The organism is Synechococcus sp. Minos11 (assembly GCF_014279855.1).
In the GTDB taxonomy this organism is placed as follows: Bacteria; Cyanobacteriota; Cyanobacteriia; order PCC-6307; family Cyanobiaceae; genus RCC307.
Genome location: NZ_CP047953.1, coordinates 1,065,320 through 1,092,087 on the forward strand (window position 1 = coordinate 1,065,320; position 26,768 = coordinate 1,092,087).

General features: G+C 59.2%; 31 protein-coding genes. 16 read left to right on the forward strand and 15 right to left on the reverse strand.

Annotated elements, in window-relative coordinates; genetic code table 11:
* The first annotated feature begins 1 nt into the window (after window position 1).
* Entirely contained in the window at window positions 2-670 is a 669-nt protein-coding gene (locus SynMINOS11_RS05960; protein ID WP_186550494.1) for a class I SAM-dependent methyltransferase, read from the forward strand.
* Here the strand turns inward: SynMINOS11_RS05960 and SynMINOS11_RS05965 are convergent.
* The 8 genes from SynMINOS11_RS05965 to SynMINOS11_RS06000 form a co-directional block, all read right to left on the reverse strand.
* Entirely contained in the window at window positions 645-1,364 is a 720-nt protein-coding gene (locus SynMINOS11_RS05965) for a queuosine precursor transporter (protein ID WP_011935592.1), read from the reverse strand. The two genes, SynMINOS11_RS05960 and SynMINOS11_RS05965, sit on opposite strands and share 26 nt — an antisense overlap.
* The gene (locus SynMINOS11_RS05970; RefSeq protein ID WP_186550496.1) at window positions 1,361-2,140 is read right to left on the reverse strand and encodes an N-acetylmuramoyl-L-alanine amidase-like domain-containing protein; all 780 of its coding nucleotides are present in this window, start codon (window positions 2,138-2,140) and stop codon (window positions 1,361-1,363) included. Before SynMINOS11_RS05970 ends, SynMINOS11_RS05965 begins: the two co-directional genes overlap by 4 nt.
* The gene (locus SynMINOS11_RS05975; RefSeq protein WP_186550498.1) at window positions 2,140-2,673 is read right to left on the reverse strand and encodes a DOMON-like domain-containing protein; all 534 of its coding nucleotides are present in this window, start codon (window positions 2,671-2,673) and stop codon (window positions 2,140-2,142) included. The genes SynMINOS11_RS05970 and SynMINOS11_RS05975 overlap by 1 nt, the downstream gene beginning before the upstream one ends.
* A complete protein-coding gene (locus tag SynMINOS11_RS05980) occupies window positions 2,674-3,792 on the reverse strand; it encodes a phosphotransferase enzyme family protein (protein ID WP_186550500.1) in 1,119 nt (372 codons plus the stop codon).
* Window positions 3,793-3,873: 81 nt separating this feature from the next.
* On the reverse strand, window positions 3,874-4,800 hold the full coding sequence (locus SynMINOS11_RS05985; RefSeq protein WP_222929720.1) for a cation diffusion facilitator family transporter: 927 nt from the start codon (window positions 4,798-4,800) through the stop codon (window positions 3,874-3,876).
* 33 nt (window positions 4,801-4,833) lie between these two features.
* Entirely contained in the window at window positions 4,834-5,250 is a 417-nt protein-coding gene (locus tag SynMINOS11_RS05990; RefSeq protein WP_186550502.1) for a thiol-disulfide oxidoreductase DCC family protein, read from the reverse strand.
* Window position 5,251: 1 nt separating this feature from the next.
* On the reverse strand, window positions 5,252-5,431 hold the full coding sequence (locus SynMINOS11_RS05995) for a hypothetical protein (RefSeq protein WP_011935598.1): 180 nt from the start codon (window positions 5,429-5,431) through the stop codon (window positions 5,252-5,254).
* A gap of 54 nt (window positions 5,432-5,485) precedes the next feature.
* Window positions 5,486-6,109 (reverse strand): 2OG-Fe(II) oxygenase, encoded by a 624-nt coding sequence (locus SynMINOS11_RS06000; RefSeq protein WP_186550504.1) that lies wholly within the window; start codon window positions 6,107-6,109, stop codon window positions 5,486-5,488.
* Window positions 6,110-6,151: 42 nt separating this feature from the next.
* Here SynMINOS11_RS06000 and SynMINOS11_RS06005 point away from each other — a divergent pair, with 42 nt between their 5' ends.
* Window positions 6,152-6,694 carry a rhomboid family intramembrane serine protease gene (locus SynMINOS11_RS06005; protein WP_186550505.1) on the forward strand — a complete coding sequence of 181 codons (543 nt, stop codon included), beginning with the start codon at window positions 6,152-6,154 and terminating at the stop codon, window positions 6,692-6,694.
* Window positions 6,695-7,323: 629 nt separating this feature from the next.
* A complete protein-coding gene (locus SynMINOS11_RS06010) occupies window positions 7,324-8,886 on the forward strand; it encodes an FAD-binding domain-containing protein (protein ID WP_255445515.1) in 1,563 nt (520 codons plus the stop codon).
* Window positions 8,887-8,898: 12 nt separating this feature from the next.
* Here SynMINOS11_RS06010 and SynMINOS11_RS06015 read toward each other — a convergent pair whose 3' ends face one another.
* Window positions 8,899-9,366, reverse strand: a complete 468-nt coding sequence (locus SynMINOS11_RS06015; RefSeq protein ID WP_011935603.1) for a DUF427 domain-containing protein — start codon at window positions 9,364-9,366, stop codon at window positions 8,899-8,901.
* A 45-nt stretch (window positions 9,367-9,411) separates the two neighbouring features.
* Here SynMINOS11_RS06015 and SynMINOS11_RS06020 point away from each other — a divergent pair, with 45 nt between their 5' ends.
* Window positions 9,412-9,816 (forward strand): hypothetical protein, encoded by a 405-nt coding sequence (locus SynMINOS11_RS06020; RefSeq protein WP_011935604.1) that lies wholly within the window; start codon window positions 9,412-9,414, stop codon window positions 9,814-9,816.
* A 6-nt stretch (window positions 9,817-9,822) separates the two neighbouring features.
* Here the strand turns inward: SynMINOS11_RS06020 and leuS are convergent, their stop codons facing one another.
* Both leuS and SynMINOS11_RS06030 read right to left on the reverse strand, forming a co-directional pair.
* Window positions 9,823-12,417: a leucine--tRNA ligase gene (leuS, locus tag SynMINOS11_RS06025; RefSeq protein WP_186550509.1), complete on the reverse strand. Its 2,595-nt coding sequence runs from the start codon at window positions 12,415-12,417 to the stop codon at window positions 9,823-9,825.
* Between the two features lie 8 nt (window positions 12,418-12,425).
* Window positions 12,426-12,704, reverse strand: a complete 279-nt coding sequence (locus SynMINOS11_RS06030; RefSeq protein ID WP_186550511.1) for an Hfq-related RNA-binding protein — start codon at window positions 12,702-12,704, stop codon at window positions 12,426-12,428.
* A gap of 27 nt (window positions 12,705-12,731) precedes the next feature.
* Between SynMINOS11_RS06030 and dapF the strand changes: the two genes are divergently transcribed.
* The 5 genes from dapF to SynMINOS11_RS06055 are packed head-to-tail and all read left to right on the forward strand — an operon-like array spanning window position 12,732 to window position 17,489.
* A complete protein-coding gene (gene dapF / locus SynMINOS11_RS06035) occupies window positions 12,732-13,763 on the forward strand; it encodes a diaminopimelate epimerase (protein ID WP_255445517.1) in 1,032 nt (343 codons plus the stop codon).
* Window positions 13,729-14,928, forward strand: a complete 1,200-nt coding sequence (locus SynMINOS11_RS06040) for a cysteine desulfurase family protein (protein ID WP_255445518.1) — start codon at window positions 13,729-13,731, stop codon at window positions 14,926-14,928. Before dapF ends, SynMINOS11_RS06040 begins: the two co-directional genes overlap by 35 nt.
* On the forward strand, window positions 14,925-15,602 hold the full coding sequence (locus SynMINOS11_RS06045) for a DUF1995 family protein (protein WP_186550517.1): 678 nt from the start codon (window positions 14,925-14,927) through the stop codon (window positions 15,600-15,602). Before SynMINOS11_RS06040 ends, SynMINOS11_RS06045 begins: the two co-directional genes overlap by 4 nt.
* Window positions 15,603-15,657: 55 nt before the next feature.
* Complete coding sequence (locus SynMINOS11_RS06050) at window positions 15,658-16,170, forward strand: DUF4330 domain-containing protein (protein WP_011935610.1); 513 nt, start codon at window positions 15,658-15,660, stop codon at window positions 16,168-16,170.
* On the forward strand, window positions 16,170-17,489 hold the full coding sequence (locus SynMINOS11_RS06055; protein WP_186550519.1) for a D-alanyl-D-alanine carboxypeptidase/D-alanyl-D-alanine-endopeptidase: 1,320 nt from the start codon (window positions 16,170-16,172) through the stop codon (window positions 17,487-17,489). The genes SynMINOS11_RS06050 and SynMINOS11_RS06055 overlap by 1 nt, the downstream gene beginning before the upstream one ends.
* On the opposite strand, the gene SynMINOS11_RS06060 is transcribed toward SynMINOS11_RS06055, so the two are convergent.
* The gene (locus tag SynMINOS11_RS06060) at window positions 17,455-18,393 is read right to left on the reverse strand and encodes a hypothetical protein (protein WP_186550521.1); all 939 of its coding nucleotides are present in this window, start codon (window positions 18,391-18,393) and stop codon (window positions 17,455-17,457) included. The two genes, SynMINOS11_RS06055 and SynMINOS11_RS06060, sit on opposite strands and share 35 nt — an antisense overlap.
* A complete protein-coding gene (gene coaD / locus SynMINOS11_RS06065; protein ID WP_011935613.1) occupies window positions 18,390-18,890 on the reverse strand; it encodes a pantetheine-phosphate adenylyltransferase in 501 nt (166 codons plus the stop codon). The genes SynMINOS11_RS06060 and coaD overlap by 4 nt, the downstream gene beginning before the upstream one ends.
* Before the next feature lie 54 nt (window positions 18,891-18,944).
* Between coaD and uvrC the strand changes: the two genes are divergently transcribed.
* Window positions 18,945-20,897, forward strand: a complete 1,953-nt coding sequence (gene uvrC, locus SynMINOS11_RS06070) for an excinuclease ABC subunit UvrC (RefSeq protein WP_186550737.1) — start codon at window positions 18,945-18,947, stop codon at window positions 20,895-20,897.
* On the opposite strand, the gene SynMINOS11_RS06075 is transcribed toward uvrC, so the two are convergent.
* A complete protein-coding gene (locus SynMINOS11_RS06075) occupies window positions 20,882-21,103 on the reverse strand; it encodes a DUF3136 domain-containing protein (protein WP_011935615.1) in 222 nt (73 codons plus the stop codon). The genes uvrC and SynMINOS11_RS06075 overlap by 16 nt on opposite strands.
* A gap of 121 nt (window positions 21,104-21,224) precedes the next feature.
* Here SynMINOS11_RS06075 and SynMINOS11_RS06080 point away from each other — a divergent pair, with 121 nt between their 5' ends.
* The 3 genes from SynMINOS11_RS06080 (at window position 21,225) to SynMINOS11_RS06090 (ending at window position 22,625) form a co-directional block, all read left to right on the forward strand.
* Entirely contained in the window at window positions 21,225-21,443 is a 219-nt protein-coding gene (locus SynMINOS11_RS06080) for a CP12 domain-containing protein (protein ID WP_255445520.1), read from the forward strand.
* A 23-nt stretch (window positions 21,444-21,466) separates the two neighbouring features.
* Window positions 21,467-21,868, forward strand: a complete 402-nt coding sequence (locus tag SynMINOS11_RS06085) for a hypothetical protein (RefSeq protein WP_186550525.1) — start codon at window positions 21,467-21,469, stop codon at window positions 21,866-21,868.
* A gap of 70 nt (window positions 21,869-21,938) precedes the next feature.
* Window positions 21,939-22,625, forward strand: a complete 687-nt coding sequence (locus SynMINOS11_RS06090; RefSeq protein ID WP_186550527.1) for a helix-turn-helix transcriptional regulator — start codon at window positions 21,939-21,941, stop codon at window positions 22,623-22,625.
* An 8-nt stretch (window positions 22,626-22,633) separates the two neighbouring features.
* Here the strand turns inward: SynMINOS11_RS06090 and gorA are convergent, their stop codons facing one another.
* Window positions 22,634-23,965, reverse strand: coding sequence for a glutathione-disulfide reductase (gorA, locus tag SynMINOS11_RS06095; protein ID WP_186550529.1), 1,332 nt, complete (start codon window positions 23,963-23,965; stop codon window positions 22,634-22,636).
* Between the two features lie 41 nt (window positions 23,966-24,006).
* Here gorA and SynMINOS11_RS06100 point away from each other — a divergent pair, with 41 nt between their 5' ends.
* Genes SynMINOS11_RS06100 through SynMINOS11_RS06110 form a run of 3 tightly spaced genes read left to right on the forward strand, consistent with a single transcriptional unit; the run spans window position 24,007 to window position 26,763 of the window.
* Window positions 24,007-25,533, forward strand: a complete 1,527-nt coding sequence (locus SynMINOS11_RS06100; protein ID WP_186550531.1) for a cryptochrome/photolyase family protein — start codon at window positions 24,007-24,009, stop codon at window positions 25,531-25,533.
* The gene (gene hemJ / locus SynMINOS11_RS06105; protein WP_186550533.1) at window positions 25,533-26,117 is read left to right on the forward strand and encodes a protoporphyrinogen oxidase HemJ; all 585 of its coding nucleotides are present in this window, start codon (window positions 25,533-25,535) and stop codon (window positions 26,115-26,117) included. The genes SynMINOS11_RS06100 and hemJ overlap by 1 nt, the downstream gene beginning before the upstream one ends.
* Window positions 26,107-26,763, forward strand: a complete 657-nt coding sequence (locus SynMINOS11_RS06110) for a PHP domain-containing protein (RefSeq protein ID WP_186550535.1) — start codon at window positions 26,107-26,109, stop codon at window positions 26,761-26,763. The genes hemJ and SynMINOS11_RS06110 overlap by 11 nt, the downstream gene beginning before the upstream one ends.
* Window positions 26,764-26,768: the final 5 nt, after the last annotated feature.

The window sequence follows — 26,768 nt, forward strand, 5'->3', positions numbered from 1 at the left end:
GATGCTGAAGCGCCAAGTTGAACCGGAATTGATGAATGCCACCGACCAGGTGGAGGCCTATGCCGCTGCGGACTTTTCCCACAGCGATCAAGCCTTGGTGGAGTGGATCGCGCAGCGCTTCCCCGCCGGTTTGGGCGAGAGGGTGATCGATTTGGGGTGCGGGCCAGGCAACATTGCCCTGCTTTTGGTCCAGCGCTGGCCGCAGCTTGAGGTGTTGGGCGTCGATGGCGCGCCAAAGATGCTGGCGGTGGCAAAAGAGCGCGCCCAATTTCTTCCGTCCGATCAAGCCAGGCGATTGGAATGGCAACAGGCCTGTTTGCCTGACCCCACACTCCCGGGTGGGGCGAGCGCTGTGGTGAGCAACAGCCTGCTGCATCACTTGCACGAGCCTGCCGTGCTGTGGAATTCCATCAAACACGTCGCTGCTCCGGGTTGTGTTGTGGTGATTCATGACCTGCGCCGGCCCCACAACGAAGAGGGTCTGCAGCAGCTGGTCGAGCGCCATGCCGCAACGGCGCCTGCCGTTCTCAAGCGCGACTATGAAGCCTCCTTGCGGGCCGCCTTCAGCGCCGAAGAGGTGCACCAGCAGCTGCAGCAGGCCCAGTTGCCGCAACTCAAAGTGATCGAACGGGAGGATCGCTACCTCACGGTGTGGGGGCAACTGGCTTGACATCGCTGATCTCACTCCCTTCCCCCGGGATCTCCAACCACTGGCGCAGCCAATGCACCAGCACATACAAGGGCCCAGTGTCGAGCAAGGCGGCGAGCACCTTGAACAGGTAGCCACTGGCAATGAACCCAATCAGTTGCGGCATCAGCCGCTCCTCGACATTCACAGGCAACACATGGCCGGCGTAGTGGCTGATGAGCACCACAGCAGTGGTGTCCACCAGTTGGCTCACCAACGTCGAGCCGTTGTTGCGTAGCCATAGGGCACGGCCCTTGGTGAGGCGTTTCCAGAAATGGAATAAACGCACATCGGTGAACTGGGCAACCATGTAGGCGACCATTGAGGCGCCAACGGCTCCAAAGGCGAGCCGTTGCACAGCAAAGAAAACATCGCCATCGGTGCCGGGCAGCAACCCGCCCAACCAGAGGATGAACACCACCCAGCCATTGAGCAGCAGGCCCACCCAAACCAGCTGTGAGGCTTTCTGTTCACCCCACAGCTCACTGATTAAGTCAGTGCAGAGAAAGGTGATCGGATAGGGAAGGGCGCCAATGGCCACCACAATCGGCCACTGACCAATCGTGCCCAGCGTCAAAAAGCGCGTGAGCCCGAGGATGTTCAACATCCCCATCGTTCCGAGAAACAAACCAGCCAGGATCAAAAAGGCAAGATCTCGGCGGTCTTGAACGCTCATCGCGGCAGGGGGCGGAAAAAACTCATCCCGATCACATTGTCGATCGATCCTCCATAACGGACCAGATCAGGGCTGCGGATCACCCCATGGCCTGGGGCCGCATGCAGCCCGTTCACTTGGTTGCCGTTGCGCTCCACCAGGCCCACATGGGTGACATCCAAGCCGTTGATATCCGTCACCAGGGCAAAGATGTCGCCATTGCGGAGCTTTGCCAACGCCGCGGGCAAAGTCTTGAGAGGGACAAAGCTTTGGCTCACGAGCAAGTCGCGCTCAAGCTTGCCAATGCAGTCGCGGTTTCGTCGCTGTTGCATGGGTTGGTAGCTGTCGGGGTGACGGCTCATGAAATTGAGGCGTCGTTGGCGGCTCGTCACACCCGGTAGAGCTGGATTGAGATCTCTAATCGCCCCTTGGTCGATGGCGGTTTGGGCCCAGCGGGTGAAGTAGTGCTGCCGGTGGCAGTAGTCGGTTGATTGGCCGCCGTAGCGCAGCTGCTGCAATGACTGTTCAAATCCGGTTTTGGTTTGGCTGCGGGCCAAGGCCAGCGCTTGCTCCACCAGCAAAAAGCAATCAAAACCCTGCAAATCAACCTGCAAGCGCTCCTGAGGCGATTGATCCAAGCTGAAGGCCCGGTAAGGAGCACCAAGCCAGCGGCGGCTGAGCTGCACCATGGTGCTTCCCACATCGCCGTGGTTGCTGCGAACCGCCTGCTCAGCTTGCTGGCCTGAACCGCCGATATAGATCACCGCTGCCGCAGCGGCTTGGGCCAGCAAAAGCATCACACCTCCAACACAAAGCCAGCCCTGGCATGAAAGTCAGCCTCGTGGCCGGGATGGCACACAGCCCAGTAGCTGTTGGTGTTGTTCACGTGTTGCAGCACCGCGCAAAGGTTGGCTTGCAGCTTGGGCGCTTCGAGCAGTGCTGGAGGAACCTGGAGCATCGCGTGGAGCTGATGGTGATCAGCGGCTGAGTTCGAGCGAATGTTGATGGGCTCGATGTCTGGATCAGGTTTCAGTCCTTGGCGGTAGTCGTCCAAGTGGTAGAGGTTCCAATCGCCAGTGGGTGAGAGGTTGATCTCCCAATACGGCTGACCAGCGGGGGTGGCGATGAACAGCTCCAGGCAGGTGCTCAGCCACAGCTCATCACGGCGTTGAGGGCTGATCGAGGCGGTCGGCCAGATCACTTCAGCCGCTGGGGCGAGCAGTTCATAGTCCAGAGCAAGACATCGATGGCTGACACGCTTAAGGCGTGCCTTCAAGAGCCAATCGGGTGCGACCGTGTCGCCGAAGCAGGTGAGCTGATGCCAGGTCATTCAGCGCAGCTGATCGAGCAGCTCCCGAATCTCGTTTTCTTGCGCTTCGATGCTGGCGGTCAGGGCAAATTGCACCAGGGCACGATCGAGGTTGTGTCCCGCTCGATCCGCCTTGAAGTAGCTGTTGCCCTTGAGGTGATCGGTAAAAAATCGCAGTCCCAATTCAAAGGGGATCAAGCGAATCGCATCAAAGAGGTAGCGGTGATCGGCTTCGCTCAGGGTTTGTCCTGCTGTTTCCAGATAACCGCTCAAAATCGCTTCGCAGCGCTCGAGGTCAAACACCACGGCTTCAAGTTCGCGCGTTTCTTCTCCCAAGGGGTTACACCCGGAACGCAAGCAATCGCCGATGTCGTAATGCACCAGGCCAGGCTTCACCGTGTCGAGATCAACCAAGGCAATGGCTTTGCCTGACTCGGCATCCATCATCAAATTGTTGACCTTGGGGTCTCCATGGATGGGCCGCAGGCTTAAATAGCCGGCCTGCTTGGCATCTTCCAAAACCGATGCCCACCGGGCGCGATCAGCAATGAACTGATGGCAGTGGCTTTCCTGGGTGGTGAGCGGAACGGAAGCCTGGGCCGCAACCGCGTCGTAATCAGCCAGGTAAGAGGGGGTGATGTGGAAACCCTCCAAGGTGTCACGCAACTGCTCACTGGGGAGATCGGCAATGAGCTGATGGAACATGCCGAGGCCATAGCCCACCTCGTAGGCCTGCTTGAGGCTGCTAACCACATCAACACTGATCGTTGCACCGATGTAGCTGATGCCGCGCCAAAACGACCCTTCCGCTTCCACCCAGTGCCCTTCGCTGAAATGCAGGGGAATCACCCGCGGCATCTCCCACAGGCGCTCTCCTGGCTGAGTGGGCTCTTGGCTGAGTTTGCGCTCCACGTGCTGGCTGACTTGCACGAGGTTGTGCATCACCTCTTCCGGACGTTCGAACACGGTGGTGTTGATGCGCTGCATCACAAACCGCTGGGGAACACCATCGCCGTGTTCGACCAAGAAGGTGTCGTTGACATTGCCGTTGCCCAAGGGCTGAATCGAGGCGATCTCGCCATGACCAGTGAACCAGCGGGCAATGCTGGTGAGCTCGTGTTGGGGCTGTGACTCCTGCACGCCAATGGAGCATAAAGGCTCAAATTGGCACTGGTGAGACCAAAATCAGACCAGATCAGTGCCAGATCCTTTGTTGGTTACTTACAGCGGCTCGGTCTCGTTATCCCAGCGGAAGTTGCGGTCTTGCCAGCTGAGCGGATCTTCGATCGGCTCGAGATGGGTGAACACGTGGGACTCAGGCACCAGCGCAGCGATTTCACGTTCGATGGTTTCGCAATAGTCATGGCCCTCTTTGACGCTCCAGCCACCGGGCACCAGCACATGCAGAGAGATGAATCGCCTTGAGCCAGCCACGCGGGTGCGCAGGGCGTGGAAGTCAATCCCATTGCCACTGCGCTGGGTGAGGAAAGCCTCGAGGCTCTGCAGTTCCGCCTCAGGGAGGGAATGATCCATTAATCCAGAGGCGGTCTCTCGAAACAGATGCACTCCGGTGAGCGTGATGTTGATGGCCACGGCAATGGCGATCAATGGATCCAGCACCAGCCAACCTGTGAGCTTCACCAGCACGATCCCCACCACGATTCCCACCGATGTCCACACATCGCTCAGCAGGTGTTGAGCATCGGCCCGCAGCGTGATCGAACGGAACCGGCGCGCTGCCCGCAGGAGCAGCCAGGCAACAGCGCCGTTGAGCGCCGTGGCGATCAATGAGAGCGTTAGGCCCAGATCCACCGAACTGATCGGCACGGGGTTGAGTAGCCGTCCGGCAGCAGTCCAGATGATTCCGATCGCTGCAACAACGATCAGGGCACTTTCAAGGCCGCTGGAGAAGTACTCCGCTTTGGAATGGCCGAAGCTGTGGTTGCGATCAGCGGGCTTGGAGGCTTGGCCTAAGGCCCAAAACGCTGTGAGCGCTGCCACCAAATTGACGCAGGATTCAAGGGCGTCGGAGAGCAAGCCCACAGAGCCGGTGATTGACCAGGCCAGCGTCTTGAGGGCAATGGTCAGCAGTGCCGCCGCAACGGAAAGCAGCGCGTAGGAGCGGGCACTGGCCAGACGCATGGTCAGCCCAAACAACCTCGTTGACTCAATTTTGATGCCTTAGCTGATCGGTGCTGATGATCGTGTGATGTCGCAGCGGCTGTCACAGAGCTGATCGAGGTTGGGCCGGCGCGTGAGTTGCAAGCGTTTGGCTGCCCACCAGCCGTACAGCGCATTCACAACAGGGCCCACCACCGGCCAGTTCGTCGGCGCGTATAGCCAGCCCCAACCCACCAATCCGTAGGCCCGCCGGAACACAGCCACGTCGGTAACGATCTCACCATCGCCTGCAATGGCGTGAATGCGTCCCATGGCCTGGCGGTAACTAATGCCCTGGTGGAGATCTGGGGAGTAATGGGGATCATCGATATCAACAAATGCCAGCCGCTGACGTCCCCCATCGAGACGCTTGAGGGTGTTGACCTCCCGCAGACAGAGGGGGCAACCGCCATCAAATAGAAGTGTCAGCTCAGCCATTTCAGATTTGCTTGCGCTTAAATCCGAGGAGCTCGGCACCGTAGGTCTCGGTCACTGAGGCCTGCAGTTGCCAAATCCTCAGCAGTGATTTGGCGACATCACGCAGTTCTTCGATGTCTTGGCAGGCATCAATCGAACGCTCGTGCAGGGCAACGGAGAATTCGCGATTCAGCGGAAGCATGGGTAGACCCCGAGCTGTTTCACCAATGTTACGAAATGTTGAGTGACGGCGCGACTAGGCCTGTTGGAGGTGCTGCACAAACCCATCCAAGCTCCCGGCGTTGATCCAGCCCGTGGCAATGGTTTTGGGCTGCTCTTGGCTCACACGGCCGCGATGCACGTGGCTCAAGCCGGCTGGAAAAATCGCCAAGGTGCCGCGGCGTGCTTCGACGTGGTGATCCTGCCAGTGAAACTCCGTGCCGCCGTTGTCGACGTCATTGAGATAAAGGATCCAAGCCAAGACCCGGCGAATCGGTTGGGTGATGTCATCAGCTGTGCTCCAGTCGGCATGCCATGCCTTGAAACCTTCACCTGGCGCATAACGCTGCAAGTTGAATAAAGGCACCACAAACAGCGATCCCTCAGGGGTCACTTGGCTGAAGAGCTCCCGTTCTTTGAGGTATTGATTCAATCCAGCGGAAACAGCTCGCATTAACAGGTCGCTAATGCCAAAGGCCTCGGGATCACTCCGGTCCACCCACACCAGCGAGATGTCGGTTGACACCTTGCGGGGGTTGCTGGGGTCGTCGCCAAAGCTGAGTCCGCTGGTGTGTAGATCAGGGCGGCGCTCGTAAAACGCCAAGGCGGCATCTGCTGTGGCTTGCAAGCCAGCGTTTGAGTAAGTGCCGATCAACCGCATGAGCTTTGGGTTCGTTTGAATACGGGTCCTTGATGCGCCGGCATGCTGCTGCTGCCGCTTGTGCTGCTGGGGATTGCCTGGTTTCAGGAAAGTCTCGACCAGCTGCTGTTTGGAGGCCGTTGGGCCCTGCCGATGGTCCATGGCGGGCCGTTTTGGGGTGTGTTGACAGCCCCGTTTAGCCATAGCGATTGGTCACACCTGGTGTCCAACAGTCTCTGGTTCCTTCCGCTGTCCTATCTCGTCCTACTCAATGGCGTCCGGGCCTATGTGGCCGTTTGGATTGGTGTGTATGCCACAGCAGCCATGGTGTGGTTGTGGCTGCCTGTGGCAAGCCATGGGCTTTCTGGTGTGGTGTATGGCCTGCTGGCCTATCTGCTGCTGATTGGTTGGTTGGAGAAGCGACCGTTGAGCGTGATCTTGTCGTTGGGGTGCTTGCTCGCCTATGGCGGTTTGCTTCCCGCCTTGTTGCCCTTTCTCAATCCGCCGGGTGTGAGCTGGATCGGCCATATCTCTGGTTTTGTCGGTGGCTTGATCGCCGCCGTAGCCGTGCAGCGCCGTCCATCCCCACCTGAGCTGCTGCGGTGAGTGCGCTGCCAATGGATTGATCCAATCAATCCTCCATTGTCTTTTTGAACCGGCTCAAATCACTGACACTGATTGATTCAAATACCAAGTTGATAAAGCTAGTTAGGCAGCCTCATGGCATGGATAAAGCTCCCTGCCAACTTGCCTCCAAACACGTCTGTTCTGTTCTCTCATCTGGAGTAATAACTGTCTGGCTCCAGAGTTAGTGGGCCAACAGCTCTTGAACTCTGAGCACTCCATTAGGGCTTTGAAGTCTTTCTCGTGTTTCCGCAAGACCCATTGAGCTCTCAGCATCAACAGATCCTCTTTTGAGTAGTTATCGAGACCGTCTTGCATCGGCTGCCTGCGATTTCAAAGGGAATGTAGGGAGTGCGTTATGGAAGTCCACTACTCTGATTATTCTCTGATGAGCTTTTATTTCCTGTTCACAATCTCTCTTCAGGGGGGCTTTGGTCCTCTCGCGAAGAGAGGCGCTCAGAAGCACGCTCAGTAGGGACTAAAACCGATTCCCGTTAAAAAAACTTCTCTCTCAGACGCTGATAGCTCGTTGATTTCATCTGCCACCCGAGGGCTTTCTTGGTCGTCTTGTCGACCGAGACAGCCGTGACGCATTGGTGGTCTAGGGCTGGATGGTCAAGAGGCGCAGAGTGGTTTGGCGAATCGCTAGAACCTTTGCCGAGTTGTGCAGCAGGGACAACGTGTCCAGCAGGAGTACAACCTCCGAATCTGTTTCAGAGCCAAGGCAATCACTGCAAGTGGTGTGGTTCAAGCGTGATCTGCGCACGAGTGATCACGGGGCGCTGTCGCAGGCGAGCCGCTCGGGCCCCGTGCTGCCGTTGTTCATCGTTGAGCCGATGTTCTGGGCTCAGCCCGATGCCTCAGCTCGTCAATGGGAGTTCTGCGCTGAATCCCTGGCGGAGCTGCGCGAAGCATTGGCTGCTCTCGGTCAGCCGTTGGTGATCCGAACCGGTGAAGCCTTGGCGGTGCTGAAAGCGCTGCACCGCCAACGGGGTATCGCCCAACTTTGGAGCCATCAGGAAACCGGCAATGACTTCACCTATCGCCGCGACCGCTTGGTGGCGAGCTGGTGCCGTGAGCAATCGATTCGGTGGCATCAGCCCCGCAGCTTTGGTGTGATCCGTGCCATGGGCAACCGAGATGGTTGGGCCCCGGCTTGGGAGTTGTTGATGCGCCAACCCGTTTGCGCTGATCCAGCGCCCCTGACCAGGCTTGGAGGGATTGATCCCGGTGGGATTCCCAGCGCTTGCGATCTCAAGCTTCCAAGTGATCCTTGCCCAGGTCGCCAACGGGGCGGGCGGTCCCAGGGTGTGGCGCTGCTGGAGAGTTTTTTGCACCATCGCGGCCGCCGCTATGCCAAGGAACTCTCCAGTCCTCTGACAGCGTTTGAGTCCTGTTCTCGCCTGTCGGCTCACCTCACCTTTGGCACGTTGTCGATGCGTGAAATCGTGCAGACCGCGCGCCTGAACAACGGACCAAAAGCCTTCGTCGAACGCCTCCATTGGCATTGCCACTTCATCCAGAAACTGGAGAGCCAGCCGTCGTTGGAATATCAAAATGCCCATCGCGCCTACGACGGTTTGCGCGCTGATGATCCCCAGAGGCTGGCGCTGTGGATTGAAGGCCGCACTGGCTGGCCGTTTGTGGATGCCTGCATGCGTGCTCTACGGCACCACGGCTGGATCAATTTCCGCATGCGAGCGATGTTGATGTCGGTGGCGAGCTATCAGCTTTGGCTGCCATGGCGGCAGAGCGGTGAAGCCCTTGCCCGTTTGTTTGTCGATTACGAGCCCGGTATCCATTGGAACCAATGCCAGATGCAATCGGGCACCTCGGGCATCAACACCGTTCGTATCTACAACCCGATCAAGCAAGGCCTTGATCACGACCCCGAAGGAGCGTTTATCCGTCAATGGCTACCGGAATTGCAGGGTGTTCCCGTTTCTGGGATTCACACCCCATGGTTGTTAGCTCAACCACCTGAGACCTATCCGCATCCCGTGGTCGATTACGAAGCGGCCGCGCGCCAAGCCCGTGATCAGGTCTGGGGCCTGCGAAAGGGACAGGGGTATCGCTGCGAAGCCGAGGCGATTCAACGCCGCCATGGTTCACGCCGTCGCCGCCGGGCGCGGCCGCCTGCGGATAACGGCCAGCTCAGCTTGGAGTTGGGTTAAGCGCGGTGGTGCTCAGATCAGTTCGGGGTGGGCTGGATCACCCTTGAAAGGGCCGATCAGATCCGATGTGATCCAGCCGCCATAGAAGCCCCCCTGTTGGGGTTGCACGTCTTCACCGTTGACTTGGCAGCGGTCCATGCGACCTGGATAGAGGGCATACCAACCGGCCAGCTCGGCAAAACGATCGGTTGGTCCCTCATAACTCCAGATGGCCCCCTCCAGACGTTGGTCTCCCACCTGCAAATCCCAGTAAGTGGCGATCCCTTTCCACTCGCAAAAGCTGCGGCCCCTGCCAGGAACCAGCAGATCGCGGCGAATGCTTTCAGGGGGGAGGTAGTAGGTCGGCGGATGGAACGTTTCCAACACCCGCAGGCTGCGGCTGGTGCTGCAGATCACCACCCCCAAAGCCACCACTTCGATCACGGCAGCCGAACTCACCAAGGCCGGCGGCCGTGGGTAGTCCGCAACGCGCTCAGCCATGGCCCTGCTGCCTGTGAAACCTCAAAACCTACCTAGCCTGGATCCATGGATTGCAGTTCCCATCAACCCAAACTGGTGGCCACTGGCATCTCTCCGTTGGGGATCGTGTCAGTCGGTGTGGTGCCGATGGGAATCATTGCGATCGGCGTGGTGCCGATGGGTGTGATCTCCCTGGGAGTGGTGAGCATGGGGGTGATCACCGCTGGTTTCACCACCATGGGATTGATCTGGGGCGGCATGGCTGGCATGGGCCCGATTCAGGTGGGTGGCCAGAGTCACCAGGCCGAAGCGCCACTGATGTTTGCAACCCAGCAAGAAGCCGAAGCCCGGGCCCGCGAGATGGGATGTGTGGGTGCCCATCCCCATGGACCCGGTGGTCAGCTGTGGATGCCCTGCAGCACCATGCAGCAGTTTTTAGAGGTCCACTCCAGCGGACACCATCAACACTGAGCTCACTCAGGGCACCAGGTTGACGAGCTTGCCCGGCACCACAATCACCCGCTTGGGGGCATTGCCTTCCAGCCATTTTTGGGCCACATCACTGGCGAGAGCCACCTGCTCCAACTCGTCTTTGCTGATGGCCGCTGGCACTTCCAAATTGCCGCGCACCTTGCCTTTCACCTGCAGCACCACCGTGATCGTGTCGCGCACCAACGCGGAGGCATCCACTTCGGGCCAGCGCTGTTGATGAATGCTGCCGCTGCCTTGCAGCTGCTCCCAGAGCTCATCAGCGAGGTGAGGTGCAAATGGAGCCAGTAGCAGCAACAAGCTGCGCACAGCCTCTTGGGCCACGGCCGTGCTGACAGCCTCCAGTTGTCCAGCCATGGCGTTGCTGAGCTTCATCAGCTCAGAGACGGCGGTGTTGAACTGCAATTCATCGCCTTGGAGATCGTCGCTGACGGCCTCAATGGCGGTGTGCACCGCTCGGCGCAGATCGGTTTCGGCGGGTGTGAGCTCAGCGGGCAACGGCAGTGGTGACTGCAATTGCAATCCAGAGGCTTTGGCTCCATCACACAAGCGCCAAATGCGCTGCAGGAAACGGAATTGCCCTTCCACATCGGCGTCATCCCATTCCAGATCCTTTTCCGGGGGAGCCTTGAACAGGATGAACATGCGGGCGGTGTCAGCGCCATAGCGATCCACAACGGCTCCTGGATCGACGCCGTTGTACTTCGACTTCGACATCTTCTCAAAGAACACCTCCAAGGCCTCGCCGTCGTCTGGATCGGTTGGTTGGTTGGGATCGCTCACAGCACTGGGGGCGATGTACTTGCGCGTTTTGGGGTTGCGGTAGGTCACCCCCTGCACCATCCCTTGCGTCAATAGCTTTTGGAATGGCTCGGAGCAACTCACCAAGTTGCGTTGCTGCAACACCTTGGTGAAAAACCGGGAATACAGCAGGTGCAAGATCGCGTGCTCAACGCCGCCGACGTATTGATCCACGGGCATCCAGGCGTCAATGCTGGCGTTGGTGAAGGCAGCTGAATCGTTGTTTGCGTCGGTGTATCGCAGGTAATACCAGCTCGAACACATGAAGGTGTCCATCGTGTCGGTCTCGCGCGTGGCTGGTTTGCCGCACTTGGGACAACGCACCTGTTTCCACTCGGTGGCGCGCTCGAGGGGGCTGCCGCCGCTGCCGCTGAGGTCCACATCACGGGGTAGTTCCACCGGCAAGTCGGATTCCGGCACTGGCACGACGCCACAGTCATCGCAATGAATCACCGGGATCGGGCAACCCCAGTAGCGCTGCCTTGAGATCAACCAATCCCGCAAACGGAACGTGATCTTGGCTGCACCAACACCGCGCTGTTCGGCGGCCTGGATGATCGCGGTTTTGGCCTCCTCACCCTGGAGCCCATCAAATTCAGCGGAGCCCACCAACTCCCCCAGGCCTGTGAAGGCTTCGCTGGGTTCGCCGGAGTCAGGAGCTTGCCCTGGCTCCACCACCACCGTGGTGATGGGTAGGTCGTATTGCTTGGCAAAGGCAAAGTCGCGGGAGTCATGGGCCGGAACACCCATCACGGCGCCGGTGCCGTAATCCGGCAGCACGTAATCGGCGATCCAAACGGGCACTGCTTGTCCAGTGAAGGGGTGCTGCACCGTGCCGCCGGTGGCGACACCGCGTTTGGGCCGGTCGTCGGCCACGCGGTCTTGTTCGCTGATGGATTGCAAGCTCTGCCGGAAAGCCTCAACGGCTTGGCGCTGATCCGGACTGGTGAGTTGATCCACCAGGTCATGCTCTGGGGCGAGCACCACATAGCTGACGCCAAACACGGTGTCGGGTCGGGTGGTGAACACCTCGATGGCCTGCTTGCCATCCGCCTCGATGTCAAAGCGCAAGGTGGCCCCGCTCGAGCGACCAATCCAATTGGCCTGCATGGTGCGCACGCGCTCCGGCCATCCCTTGAGTTGCTCGAGGTCGTCGAGCAGCTCATCGGCAACCGCCGTGATTTTCAAAAACCACTGGCGCAACTTTCTTTTCTCAACCAAAGCTCCCGATCGCCAAGAGCGACCATCGGCGTCCACCTGTTCGTTCGCAAGCACCGTTTGGTCAATGGGGTCCCAATTGACGGTGGCTTCTTTGCGGTACGCCAAATCAGCGTTGAGAAATTGCAAAAACAGCCACTGGGTCCAGCGGTAGTAGTCGCTGTGGCAGGTCGCCACTTCGCGCGACCAGTCGATCGATAAGCCAAGACGCTGCAGTTGCTCGCGCATCTGGGCAATGTTGCGGTCGGTCCAGTCGGCCGGATCCACACCTCGTTCAATGGCGGCATTTTCTGCCGGGAGCCCAAAGGCATCCCAGCCCATGGGATGCAAGACCCGCTTGCCCTTGAGGCGCATCAAGCGGGCGATGACATCAGTAATGACGTAGTTCCGCACGTGCCCCATGTGCAGGTTCCCCGAGGGATAGGGGAACATCGACAGGGCATAAAAATTCTCGGCACGCTCTGCACTGGGCTCTGGCGTTCGGTCCAGTCCCATCTCCTGCCAACGCTGTTGCCATTTCGGCTCCAGAGACGTCGGGCTGTAACGGGACTCGGAACTGGCCATCGGCAGGGTCAGATGGGCGGCAACGGCAGCCGCGGAGACGGCATTGTGGCCGTTGATGGGTCCCCATCCAACGAGCGGATCCGTTCAATCCGCCCGCGGGCTATGAGCTCAGGCCGTTCCGCACCCGCCAGCAATAGCGCCAGAAATTCACTGTCTTGCCACAACAGCCGCCCTTGCAGTTCCAGGCCGCTGGCGAGCTGGATGCTGATCGTGCGCCGCTGGCGGATCCACTGCTGCAGCAGCCGCACCCCGGGTAGTGACGTGTCGAGTTCGTGGTCGGGGGCCATACGATCAGATCAGGTGGCCAAAGCGTTTTGACACGTTCGTTTCGGAAATATCAAGGCCTGGGGAATGACTTCATCCTCATGGATGGCCGCACAACACCGTTGCCAGAGATGGGCGGTGATCCGGCCAAAGAACTGTGTGATCGCCGCTTTGGCATTGGCGGTGATGGCCTGATCTTGGCGCTCCCGCCGCAGCAGGGCGGTGATGTGCGCATGCAAATCCTCAATGCCGATGGCAGCGAGGCTGAGATGTGCGGCAATGGCATCCGCTGTTTTGCCCGTTTTCTGGCGGATCTTGATGGCTCAGCCAGCGGCACCCAGTGGCGCGTGGAAACACCGGCCGGGCTGATGATTCCGCGCTTGCTGGAGGTTGATCAGGTCACGGTTGACATGGGCGAGCCGTTCCTGGAGCCGGCCTCCATCCCCACCAACCTTGCGGCGGGAACTCCGCTGCCGGATGGCGAATTGCAGGTGGCTGGGATCTCGCTGCAGGTTGCCGCCGTTGGCATGGGCAATCCCCATGCGGTGGTGCAAGTTGATGACCTGGAGTCGCTGGACTTCGAGCGTCTCGGCCCTGCTCTCGAACAACACCCAGCCTTCCCGGCCCGCACCAATGTTCATTTCGTGCAGGTGCATGCCCCTGATCAGCTGCAAGTGCGCGTTTGGGAACGGGGTGCTGGCCCCACGCTGGCCTGCGGCACCGGTGCCTGCGCCACCGTGGTGGCAACCCATCTGCGTGGCGCCTGTGCTCGCCAGGCGACGGTGCAGCTCCCTGGAGGGCCGCTTCAGATCGATTGGGACAGCTCCAATCACATTCAGATGGCCGGTCCAGCCGTCTTTGTGTTTGAAGGGGTTCTGCCCGCAGCCGGCGGCAGTGATGCCGTTGAGGCCATTGACTGCGCCAGCCTCTGCAGCGACGGCTGCATCCGGCCTGAGGCCTGCCCCAGTGCTGCGGCACGGGAACAAGCGATGACATTCCTTGATCGTCTGTCGCTTGATGACATGGTGGGTTTGGCGAATTCATCGCTTGAAGAGCGCACCCGCCGTCGTGCCGGCTTCTAGGCCTCTGATCTATCTGGATGCCTGCGCTGCAACGCCCCTTGCTGAGGGGCTTGGGCAACGGCTTCTGGATTACCAACAGCAGGCTTGGGCTAATCCCTCAAGCCTTCATCCGGCAGGGCTTGCTGCTGCCGAGTTACTGGAACGCAGCCGTCAGCGGCTGTTGGAGCTATTGGACTGCCCCAATGGCCAGGTCGTCTTCACATCAGGCGGCACGGAAGCGGACAACTTGGCCCTGTTCGGGGTATGCCGCAGGCAAACACCGGGCCGTCTGTTGATTTCAGCCTTTGAGCATGCGGCCATTGGCCGCAGCGCCGATCAGTTGCGCGCCGAGGGCTGGCAAGTGGAGATCCTGCCCCTGGATCACCACGGGCGGATCGACCTTCAGGCACTCGAAGGATTGCTAGTTCCACCGACTCGCCTTGTCAGCGTGGCGTGGGCCAGCTCAGAGCTCGGTGTTCTGCAGCCCATGGAAGCGATCAGCCGCCTGTGCCATCGAGCTGGTGTGCCATTGCACAGCGATGCGGTGCAGGTGGTCGGTCAACTCCCCGTTTCGAAGTTGCTTCCGTTGCCGGTGGATCTGCTGAGCATCAGCGCCCACAAATTTCAGGGCCCCAGGGGAGTGGGCGCCCTGGTGATGCCCAAGCCGCAGGCTCTGCAACCTCAGTTGCTTGGCGGCGGGCAGGAATCAGGTCTGCGATCAGGAACCGAATCACCTTGGTTGGTGGCAGCCATGGTGGATGCCCTGGAATGTCGCTTCAACCTGCAACCCCAGCTGGCTGAAGCGATGGCTGACCTGCGGGATGAGCTTTGGCAGCGACTAGCCGCCGTTGCTGGCCTTGAGCGGGTTGGCCGCTGGAGGGGCTCGGAGTGTTTGCCACACCATTTGGCTGTGCTGCTGTCGTCAGTGGAGGGAGAGCCGCTCTCAGCACGCGCCGCCGTGCGTCAACTGGCCCAAGCCGGTGTGGCGGTGAGCAGTGGTTCGGCTTGCAGCAGCGGCACTGATCAAGCCAACCCGGCGCTGTTGGCATTGGGTTACAACCCCAGGCAAGCCCGTAGTGGATTGCGCTTCAGTGTGGGGCCCTGGCTGCAGCCACAGGACTTCATTGGCTTACCGCCTCTGCTGGAATCGGTGCTGCGCCAATTGCCCACCGTTGAGTTGCCATGAGCCTTCCTGCTGATCTCGTTGCCGCTGAGGCCGAGATGCTGACAGCGCTGGAGTCGGCCCTGGCCAGCAATGCAAAAGGTCGCTGGACCTTGGATCTGCGCTTTGAAGGGCTGCGCTTGGCCCCGGTTGCCCTGCGACTGCAACGGAAGTTGGACCAACCGGAACGCCGTTGCCGGCTTCTCTTTGCCGATGCTGGCGCCACAGCCTTGGCCAAGCGCGATGCCCCAGATCAGGCCGATGCGATCACCAGCGTCTCGGATTGCTATCGCGGCGAGCTTCCAGCGGAAAGCACTGTGCTGGTGTGCGTGACCCCAGGCCCACCGGACTACGACGAGGTGGAAATTCTCTGCGACAAGTTTGCTGGCCCTGTGGTGTTGCTCAATGGCCGGCTCGAAGATGCGGCCGTTGGCATCGGCAGCGTTGCCCGTGAGCGTCGGCGCGGCTTCATGGCCCAATGGCAAAGCGCCTACACCCTGCAGCCACTCAATGCAGCGGCGCTGCGCCATGCCCACCCCAGCGATTGGCAGATCTACCGGCTCGACCCTGATGGATACCGATTGGCCGGAACCCAAGAGGCCAAACCAGCACCGGAAGAATTGGATGAACTGCTCAGTGGCGCTGCAACGGCAGGCCTGCGTTCGGTGGATCGCTTCATGCGCGAACTGAGTGGCTGAGCCTGGCAGTCCTTGGAGACGCCACTAAAATTCGAGCACTTTTTAATTGCTCTACATGGGCTTACCCCGCATCAGTTGGGTTGATCTCGGCGCTGCTGTGGCTGTTTTGGGTGCAGCCGCAGGGGTGCTGTGGAGTCCAAAGCTCACTGGTGCAGTGGCCAAGGCCACTGGAGCCCTACAGCCTGTTGAGTTCAGCGTTGATATCAAGCACACCCCCGCTGCTGATCCTGAAGCCTTGCTGGAACGGATCGAGCAGCGGGGGAGCACCAGTTTGGTGATTCGCAACCAGCCCCACGGCACTGTTGCCGTCAAAAGCGTGGCTCGCTTGAAGCGCCAAGTGGCCGTTGTGTTTCCCGATGGCCAAGTGCAGTCGGTGCCTGACCCAAATGACGACATCTTCACCAACTTCGATGCCAGGCTCGTGCTCGAAGGAGAAGGCCAGCGCACGTCATCAGGCGGTGTGGTGGTGGGTAACCAGGCGCTCAAAATCGGTTCCCACGTTGAGCTGGAAGGCCCCACCTACCGCATCAAAGGCATGGTGAGCGGCATCCAGCTGGAGGGCTTGTGATGGGCAAGCGTCTTTGCTTCGCCGCCTTGGCGTTGTTGATTCCTGCTGCGGTGCAAGCCCAAGGTCTCGAATCGCTGCTCAGCAGCATCGAAGAGGACAACGAAGACAAGCTCAATCCTGTGGCGGAGCATCCGCCCCTCACCCCGCCCCCGTTCTTGGCACCAGTGGGGCTACCGCTGCAGCAGGCCAGCACCATTTGCCCTGCGCTTCAGAAAGCCGTTGTGGCCGCCACCGGAGCGGAGTCGGGTGTCTGGAGCATCACCGTCGCCGATCGCAACGGCATGGTCTTGGCCGATTTGCATGGCAACAAGTCGCGCATTCCCGCCTCGAACCAAAAGCTGATCAGCACCGCGATCGCCATGGATCGCCTCGGCCCCAACCACCGCATCAGCACGGAGCTCTGGCGCTTGCCCAATGGCACCTTCCGCATCCAAGGCGGTGGTGATCCCACCTTTGGCTTTAGTGGATTGCGCCGCTTTGCCAAGTTGGCTGCTGGTTCTGGAGGCGGCAGCTCCACCAGCTCAGGCACCGTGAAATTGCAGCTGGAGGAAGAACATGCTTCCCGCTGGTGGCCCCAGGGCTGGTCGCAACCTGATCGCAGCTATGCCTATGGCGCACCGATCACCCGTCTGGCGGTGACCTCAAATGCTGTGGATCTCTCGGTTCGCAACCCGCCTCAGCGTCTCAAGCGCTTGCTCAATAGTGAGATTTATCGCAACGGCGCCAACGCTGAGATCAGCACGATCCCTGCGGGCACTCCCGAACCCGCCGGCAGCGTTTTGCTGCACAGCGAGTCATCGAAGTCGATGCATCACCTCATGAGCCTGGCCAATGGGGAAAGCCATAACTTCACGGCCGAGGTGTTGTTGCGTGAAGGCACGGGTTCTTGGTCCCTACCGGAAGCCCAACGGCGAGCCATGTCATGGATGCGCCAACAGGGGCTCCCCATCGCAGGGGTACGCGTCGCCGATGGTTCCGGGCTTGACCGTGCCAACCGCGTCACCAGCCGACTGTTAACAGCTTTGATGTTGCGTATGGAGCAGCACCCCTACGCCAAAAACTATTACGCGAGCATGGCCGTCGCCGGTGAGCGGGGAACCCTCCGCTACTACTTCCAGGGCTCACCACTGAAGGGACGTTTCCGCGGCAAAACCGGCACGATTAGCGGCGTGAAAGCGGTGAGCGGCAAGCTCGACACCAACATCGGTCCGCTTTACGTGAGCATGATTTCCAACGGATCCTGGGGACCGGTTGGGGTGATGCAGCGGGTGCTGATGGCCAGCCTCAAGCAGAGCGGCTGCCGTCCCGTGTCTCTTTAACCCGCCGCGCGGAACGACGCACCCGGTTGATCGGCACGGTTTTGTTCTCGTTGCTTTCGGGCTGGGTGAGTTCCACATCGGTGTTTTGAAGGCGCACCAATTCCCGACGACCACCGATGACCACCTTCGCCATGTCCTGCAAGCGGGTATCGAGCTCACCGAGAACCTGCTCGGCGTAGCGGTTGGCGCCCTGCTGAACGCTGGCGGCTTCCTGACGGCTCCGTAGCAGAAGCGCTTCAGCTTGCTGCTGAGTGCTCTGACGGAAGCTCAGGGCCTCTTGGCGAACACGCTCGGCGTCTTTTTGCGTTTCCTGTTGCAGGCGAGTGCACTCCTGACGGATTTGCTCGAGTTCCTGAAGCGACTGCTGGCGATTGCGCTCATGGGTTTCCGCATGGGAGCGCTTGAGCTGTTGATGCTCCTGCTCGAGTTGCTGAAAACGGCTGGCGGCTTCCTGTTCCAGCTGTTGCCGGCGGGTGGCTTGCTGTTGCTCCAGCTGGGAGGCTTTGGCCTGGTGTTCCTGCTCGAGGCTGGCCACCTGTCGGCGAGCCTGCTGCAGCATTTGCTCGCCCTGCTGGCGGCCTTGCTCGCGCAACTCAGCGCCTTGACGTTCGGCTTCCTGGCGAATGCTGGAACTGCCGATGAGTGATTCCCGCTCTCGGCGGGCCTGATTCATGAGTTCTTCAGCCTGTTGGCGGGCCTGGTTCAAAAAGGCTTCGCGCTGACGCAGCAGCTCAGCGGCGCGCTCCAGTTCGCTGGGAAGAGACTGACGGACCGCATCGAGGATATCGACGGCATCGCTTTCATTCACCAAGCGTCCCCCGGAGAAGGGCACCCGGGCCCCCTCGAGCACGATTTCTTCGAGCTGATCAAGCTGCTCTAGAACCTCGAAACGCGCCTGGCTCATCGATCACCGCCGACATCAACCCGCTGATTAAACAACCTGCGGAGATCAATCGCCACCGTCTCAGGGACCAGGTGTTGAACATCCCCACCAAAGCGCGCCACCTCTTTCACCACGCTGCTGCTCAAAAAGCTGTGGGGCACGGCCGTGGCCATGAATAACGTGTCCACCTGGCCCGAGAGGCTGGCATTGGTGTGGGCCAGCTGAAGTTCAAACTCAAAATCACTCAAGGCCCGCAACCCCCGCAAAATCACACGGGCGTCCTGCTCCAAGGCGAAATGCACGGTTAGACCTTCAAAGCTGGTGACCCGCACCTGCGGCAGATGGCTGGTCACGCTGCTGAGCTGCTCAAGGCGTTCCTCGAGGCTGAAGCTCGGCTGCTTGTTGGGGTTGCGCAACACCGCAACGATCACCTCATCAAAAAGCTGTGATGCACGTTGGATCAGGTCCAAGTGACCAAAGGTCACCGGATCAAAGCTGCCGGGATACAGCGCACGCATGGATTCAGGCGAGCTCTCCCTAGAGTGCCGCAGCACGTCGAGGCTGTTCGCCAGTTGGGGCTGCCGGCCGGAAAAGAACCGCTCATTGAAGACAGCCAGCGGTTGGAAACGCTGCTGCGCAATCTCCCTGTTGAACCTGGCTGTTACCTGATGCGCGATCGCGACGATCGCATCCTTTACATCGGTAAATCCAAGAAGCTGCGTAGCCGTGTCCGCAGCTATTTCCGTGGTGGCAATCCCATCAGCCCACGGATCCGCTTGATGGTGCGTCAAGTGGTGGACATCGAGTTCATCGTCACCGACAGCGAGGCTGAAGCCCTAGCGCTGGAATCCAATCTGATTAAAAACCACCAGCCGCACTTCAACGTGCTGTTGAAAGACGACAAGAAATACCCCTACCTCTGCATCACCTGGAGTGAAGATTACCCAAGGATCTTTATCACCAGACGGCGGCGTTTTCGCAGCCCTTTGGATCGCTTTTATGGGCCCTATGTCGATGTGGGCCTGTTGAGGCGCACGCTGTCTGTGGTCAAGCGGGTGTTTCCCTTGCGCCAACGGCCCCAGCCACTGCATAAAGACCGCACCTGCCTGAACTACGACATTGGTCGCTGCCCTGGGGTGTGTCAGGAAAAAATCAGCCCTGCCGATTACCAGCAAATCCTGCGCAAGGTGTCGATGGTGTTTCAGGGTCGCAATGAGGAATTGCAGGACCTTCTTCAGCAACAGATGGTGCGCTATTCCGAGCGACTCGATTTTGAAGCCGCTGCTCGGGTTCGCGACCAGCTTCAGGGCTTGGAGTTGCTCACGGCTGATCAGAAGGTGGCGCTCCCCGATGCCAGTGTCAGCCGCGATGTGATTGCCCTAGCCGCCGACGACCGCGTCGCTGCAGTTCAACTGTTCCAGGTCAGGGCGGGCAAGTTGGTGGGTCGTTTGGGCTTCACCGCCGATGCAGAGGCCGCTGAGCCAGGCGCCATCTTGCAGAGGGTTTTGGAGGAGCACTACAGCCAGCTGGATCCCGTGGAATTGCCAGCTGAAGTGTTGCTGCAACATCCACTGCCAGAGCAAGAACTTCTGGAGGCATGGCTGCGTGATCGCCGGGGCCGCAAGGTGATCTTGCAGGTGCCGCAACGGCAGCAAAAGGCCGATCTCATTGAGATGGTGGAGCGCAATGCGGGCTTTGAGTTGGCCCGCGCTCAGCGCGGCGCCGAGCAGCAGCAGCTCTCCACAGAAGATCTGGCCCAGTTGCTCGAGCTCGAGCATCCACCGCGGCGCATTGAGGGCTACGACATCAGCCACATCCAAGGCAGTGATGCGGTGGCCTCCCAAGTGGTGTTCATCGATGGCCTTCCGGCGAAGCAGCACTACCGCAAATACAAGATCCGCAGCAGCAGCATCCGCTCTGGCCATAGCGATGACTTCATGGCCATGGCGGAAATTATGCGGCGCCGATTTCGGCGTTGGAGCCAAGCCAAGGCCACTGGCGCCAACCTCTCTGAGCTGCGCCAACGACGCGGCTCAGCCCTGCAAACCGATGGATTCACCGATTGGCCCGATGTGGTGATGATCGATGGCGGCAAAGGCCAGCTGTCTGCGGTGATGGAGGCGCTGCGGGAGCTGGATCTGGCTGACGAACTGGTGGTGTGTTCCTTGGCCAAACAACGGGAGGAAGTGTTTCGGCCAGGAGCCAGCCAGCCGCTGGAGAGCGAGGCCGATCAGCTCGGTGTGCAGCTGCTGAGGCGCCTGCGGGATGAAGCGCACCGTTTTGCCGTGAGCTTCCACAGGCAGCAACGGGGTGAACGGATGAAACGCTCACGCCTGAGCGACATCCCAGGACTTGGTCCGAAGCGAGTCAAAGATTTGCTCGCCCATTTCCGCTCGATCGATGCGATCCAGCTGGCCAGTGCAGAGACGATCGCGGAATGTCCAGGGGTGGGGCCTGCCTTGGCGTTACAAATCCACCAGTTCTTTCATCCGCAAGCCGAAGCCGACGCTCAGGAGACCGGTTGAGGCCGTTGCAGCAGGTCCATCAAGTGCTCCGGTGATTTGTAGCGGCCTGGCAGTGAGCGATGCAGCAGGGCCAACCGATCCCAGCAGAGGGAGCGCTTGATCTCTTCAATGGCGCGAGCCTCTTTCACCAGCAGCTTGAGCGCCTTGCAATAGAGCGGATATTTCGCTTCCAGTTCGTCGATCGTGATCTTGGGAGCTTTAGCCATGGCTCAATTGTCTCATCCGCGCGCAAGCCTGAAACAGGTTTCGCCCTAGCGCTGCCCCCATTTGGGGGTATCCGGAGATAAATCGATAGAAAGAAGATCGTGCCCAGGCTCACCTGCGGCAATGAATCAGCTCGACGAACACATCAGTCAAGCCAAACGGGAACTCTCTGCTGCGCAGCAGCGTGGTGATCAACCCAGTGCTCGGCATTACGCCAGCGAGTTGAATGATCTGCTCACCTACAAAAAAAATCATCCTGATGAAAACCATGACCCGAACTCGTTAGAGGTCTTCTGCGACATGAACCCTGATGACCCCAAATGTCGTGTTTTTGAAGACTGATGCGAAAGGTTCAGGGCCAAGTTATGGATGACTACACCGAACTCCTTAAAAGAACGGCTGATCTTGTGGCGTCGAATCGCTCTGATCCAGCACTCAATGCCTATTGGATTGCAAGTCGCTTGGATACCGATCTGTCGGTACTTGACACTGCCTTGTTTAAAAGCTCAAGGCGTTCTTGTGAAGAATATATTGAACACCATCGCATTAGCTGGTTTTGCAGGCTGCTCAAGCAGACCCCCCATCGCCAGGTTGAGGAGGTAGCTGCAGAATGCGGTCTTTATAGCCTGTGCAAGCTACGCGAGAGTTTTTATCAGCATCTTGGTATCCATTTGGAACCTTTTGTGGTGATGAGTGGCCGTGCACTCGAAGACTTGCAAATTCGCCATAACAATGGCAATGACGCCTTAATTCTCAAAGAAGTGTAAACCTGGCCACAGTTGCCTTTGAGGGGCGAGATGATGGCAGAGCAGATGGGTTGATAAATCAAGCAAGGCTATGGATTTCACCCCTTATCTGGACACCTTTCAGTCCTCCAGCTTGGGGGAAGCCCTGCTCTCAGTCTCGGTCGATGGAAAGATTGCCTTGGCCATGAAGGGCCGCTTCTTTCTGCGGTGTTTTTGTGAAAGTTTTGAACATCAAAACTTGATTGGTTGCGCTGTAACTGATGCCAAAAGCTGCTTGCATTATCTAAAAGAGCAGGATTTTCAGCTTCTGATCTGCACCGATTTTTTAGAAAATGGCAACGGCTTTGAGTTGGTCCACGAAGCTCGCAAACTGCAGCCCAGCCTTAAAACGGTTGTTTTAGCGCTCGGCGATGTGATTCCGGTTGAATTTAGTGACGCTGACTGGCTTCAGGCCGTTGTTGCTGAAGCTGATTTTATTGATGATCAAAAACCACTTGAAGCGGCAATTATTGCTGTCATGGGAAATCACGGCTACCGCAGCGTTTCCCTGCGCTCAGGCCAATTGCCGTATCTCAGCTGTCCGCGGCTCACACCCCGTGAATATGAGGTGCTTGATTTGCTGGCCAGTGGCTTGAGTGATCGTGAAATCGCTGAAAAGCTGATTGTGAGTGAAGAAACCGCCAGGACTTACACCAAGCGGTTGTTGAGAACCCTCGAAGTCAACAACAGGGTTCAGGCGGTTTTGAAAGGAATGCGATGTGGGATGGTCAAAATCTGAGCACCTCGTCACCCCATGGTCACGAACTCTTCTGAAATGCTCGGGTGAAGGGCCATGGTGCGATCGAAATCGGCCTTGGTGGCCCCCATGCCCAAGGCGATGGCGCCCATCTGAATGATTTCAGCGGCATGGCTGCCAACCATGTGGCATCCCAACACCCGATCGCTGCTGCTTTCCACCACAAGCTTGAGCAAACAACGGGGACCACGCTTCGGCAGGGCTTGGTGCATGTCACGGAATCGGGCTTTGTGGATGGTGATGGCATCAGCGCCGTAGCGTTCTTTTGCGTCCTCTTCGCTCAAACCAACACTGGCCAGTTCCGGTTGCGTAAACACCGCTGTGGCCACCAAGTCATGGTTCACCGTGCGTGTGCCAGCGGCGAACAAAGCATCGGCAACGGCGCGACCCTCATCGATCGCCACAGGGGTCAAGTTGATGCGATCGGTGACATCACCAACGGCATAAATGTGGGGAACGTTGGTGCGTTGATGTGCGTCAACAGCGATGCGATGCCCGTCATGGTCAATGCCCGCCTTCTCCAGGGCCAGCGGCTTAAGGAAGGCTTTCCGGCCTGCGGCCTGCAACACCACATCAGCCTCAAGAGCGGTGTCGCCACAGCGCAACACCATGCCTCTCTGGGGCTGCTCGATTGCGGTGGGCTGCAATCCAAAACGCAGTGTGATGCCAAGTTCTTCCATGCCCTCGCGCACCGCATCAGAGAGTTCTTGGTCAAAGCCTTTAAGGATGCGATCACCGCGGATCACCTGGGTGACGGCCACCCCCAAGCCTTGGAGGATGCAGGCGAATTCACAGGCGATGTAGCCAGCTCCAATGATCAAAATTGAGCTGGGCAGCTTTTTTTGAACAAAGAGGTCATCACTGATCCAGCCAAGCTCACCTCCAGGAATCGCCAGCCGTTGTGGCCTGCCGCCCACAGCCACCATGATCTGACGAGCTGTGAACTGCTGATCACCGACTTGAACGGTGTGGGCATCCACGAATTCGCCCCAGCCCGTGATCAGTTCCACCCCAGCGTTTGCCAGGGCCTTGATGTGGATGCCGTTGAGCCGGTCCACCTCCTGGCGAACGTTCTCCAGCAGCACTGAGCTGTTGCAGTCAGTGTTGTCAACAGCCCAGCCATAGCTGGCGGCATTGCTGAGAATCTCGCGGTATTCCGATCCGTAGACCAGCAGCTTTTTGGGCACGCAGCCGCGGATGACGCAGGTGCCTCCAACGCGGTCACCCTCAATGATTCCGACCTTGGCACCATGACGTGCTGCACGTTTGGCACTGGCCAGACCGCCAGAGCCAGCGCCGATGACGAGCAAGTCAAAGTCCATGCAGTGCGCGACAGGATGACCCCCATCTTGCGCGTGATCTGATGGCCATCGCCATCTGGGTTCTCAATGACCAGCTGCATCAGGCCCAGGCAGCCCTAGCCAGCTATGAACCCGGCGAGGCCTCGGTGGTGTTTGTGGAGGCTGAAGCTCTGCTGCGGGTGCGGCCTCACCTGCAAAAACAAATCCTGTTCTGGAGCGCGCAACGACATTTCGCGGCCGAATTGCAGACAGCTGGTTGGGACGTGCATCAGCTAGAGGCGGTGTCCCACGCTGAAGCTCTGATTCCTTGGTTGAAGCAACAGGGCATCAGCCGTTTGGTGGTGATGGCACCACCGGATCGGCCGATTCGCCAAGCCATTGAACGCTTATCCCAACAACCGGAGTGGCCCTGCGAGCTGGAGTGGATTGACAACAACCAATTCCTTTGGACAGCAGAGGAATTCAGTCGTTGGGCCGGCAGCAAAAAGCAGCTCCGCATGGAGTTCTTTTATCGGGAGGGGCGACGTCGCTTCGACGTGCTGATGGATGGGGACCAGCCCCAAGGCGGTCAGTGGAACTTTGACCAAGACAACCGCAAGCCCCCACCGAAAGGCCTTGAGGGGCCTGAGCCCCTGTGGTTTGAGCCCGACGCGATCACCAGCGCTGTGATCTCCAAGCTCAACCGCTTGGCTGAGCGCTACGAGCTGCCTGGCACAAGCGACCCCTTCCGCTGGGGCGTGAGCCAGCAGCAAGCGCAGGAGGTGCTGGAGCACTTCATCGCCACTCGCCTCGAGGGTTTTGGTCCCTACCAAGACGCCATGGTCAGCGGCCAGCCCACCCTGTGGCATTCGCTGATCAGCCCCTACATCAATCTCGGTTTGCTCCAGCCCTTGGCCGTGATTCGCCAGCTTGAGCACGCCGGGCTTGAACGCGAGATTCCTTTGGCAAGCCTGGAAGGTGTGATCAGGCAGCTCCTGGGTTGGCGTGAATTCACCCATGGTCTCTATCACCATTTCGGCGAGGACTACAGCCACAGCAATGCCTTAGAGGCTCTGGAGCCTCTACCGGAGTTTTTGCATCAGCTGGGGGGCAGTGGCATGGGCTGCGTTGACACCGTGCTGGGGGAACTCAACGAGCGGGGCTATGCCCACCACATTCAGCGCTTGATGGTGCTCACCAACTTGGGCTTGATGGCGGGTTGGAATCCCCAAGACCTCACCAGCTGGTTTCAAGCTCAATTTGTCGATGCCCACCACTGGGTGATGCAAACCAATGTTTTAGGGATGGGGCTCTGGGCTGATGGCGGCCGGCTGGGCAGCAAGCCCTATGCCGCCAGCGGCCGCTACATCAACAAGATGAGCACCTATTGCAAGGGCTGCCGCTTTGATCAAACCAAGCGCAGTGGCCCTGAGGCTTGTCCCTTCAACGTTCTCTATTGGGATTTCATGGCGCGCCACCAAGAGCGTTTCCGCAACCATCCGCGCATGGCCCTGATGATTCGCCAGCTCGATCGCATCGACCCAGCGGAGCTTGAAGCCATCCGATCAACGGCAAGCGGGCTTGAATGGGCTCAACCCCCTGCTGCCTGATGGCCCTGAGCCTTCCGCCCGAGAGTTACCTGTGGTTCAAAACCTTCCACATCATTGGTGTGGTGGTTTGGTTTGCCGGGCTGTTCTATCTCGTGCGGCTGTTCATTTATCACGTGGAAGCCGCTGAGCAGGAACAGCCGATCCGCGCGGCCTTTGAGCAGCAATACGGCTTGATGGAGCGCAGGCTGGCCAACATCATCACCACCCCGGGGATGGCGGTGGCTGTCAGTTGTGCGGTGGGCTTGTTGGTGGTGAACCCCAGCTGGCTGCAGCAGAGTTGGATGCACGCGAAGCTGCTGTTTGTGGCCTTTTTGCTCGGCTACCACTGGCTTTGTTATCGCCTGATGGGTCAGCTGCAGCGGGGCGAATGCAACTGGAGTGGACGGCAGCTGAGGGCACTCAACGAGTTGCCCACCTTGCTGCTGGTGATTGTGGTGCTGTTGGTGGTCTTCAAGCAGCAGTTCCCCACCGGTGCTGCCACCTGGCTCACCGTTGGTTTGGTGGTGTTCATGGCCGCCTCGATTCAGTTTTATGCCCGCTGGCGCCGGCTTCGTGCTGAGCGGGAGGCTGCCCATGCCGGTTGATCAACACCCACTGCGATCGGTCCTGGAGTCTGTTGATCCCAACAGTTGCCCGACGCGGCTGAATTTTCATTGCCACAGCCTCTGCAGCGACGGCAGCCTCTCGCCCGCTCAAATTGCTGACCAGGCCGTTGAAATCGGTCTTGAGCACATGGCGGTGACCGACCACCACAGCGCTGATGCTTGGGATCCCATGCAACAACGCCTGAGCGAATGGAGCGAAGCAGGCCATTCGGTGCCAACTCTCTGGAGCGGCTGTGAGATCAGCTGCGTTCTAGAGACCTGCTTGGTGCACGTCCTCGCCCTGGGCTACGAGCGCAACCACAGCGCGATGGCCCCCTATCTGCAGGGTGATGCCGTGATCGGTGAGCAGCTGGAGGCTGCCGCCGTGGTTGAGGCGATTCATGCCAGTTCTGGCCTGGCTTTATTGGCCCATCCAGCAAGGTACCGGCTGGGCTTTAAGCCCCTGATGCGCGCTGCCGCAGCCTTGGGTTTCGACGGGGCGGAATGCTGGTACGACTACGAAATGCAACCCCAGTGGCGACCCAGCCCATTGATCTGCGAACACAAGGCATCACTGGCTGGCGATCTCAACCTTTTGCAGTCCTGTGGCACCGATAGCCACGGGTTAAGCCTCAAGGGCCGCTAAATTCG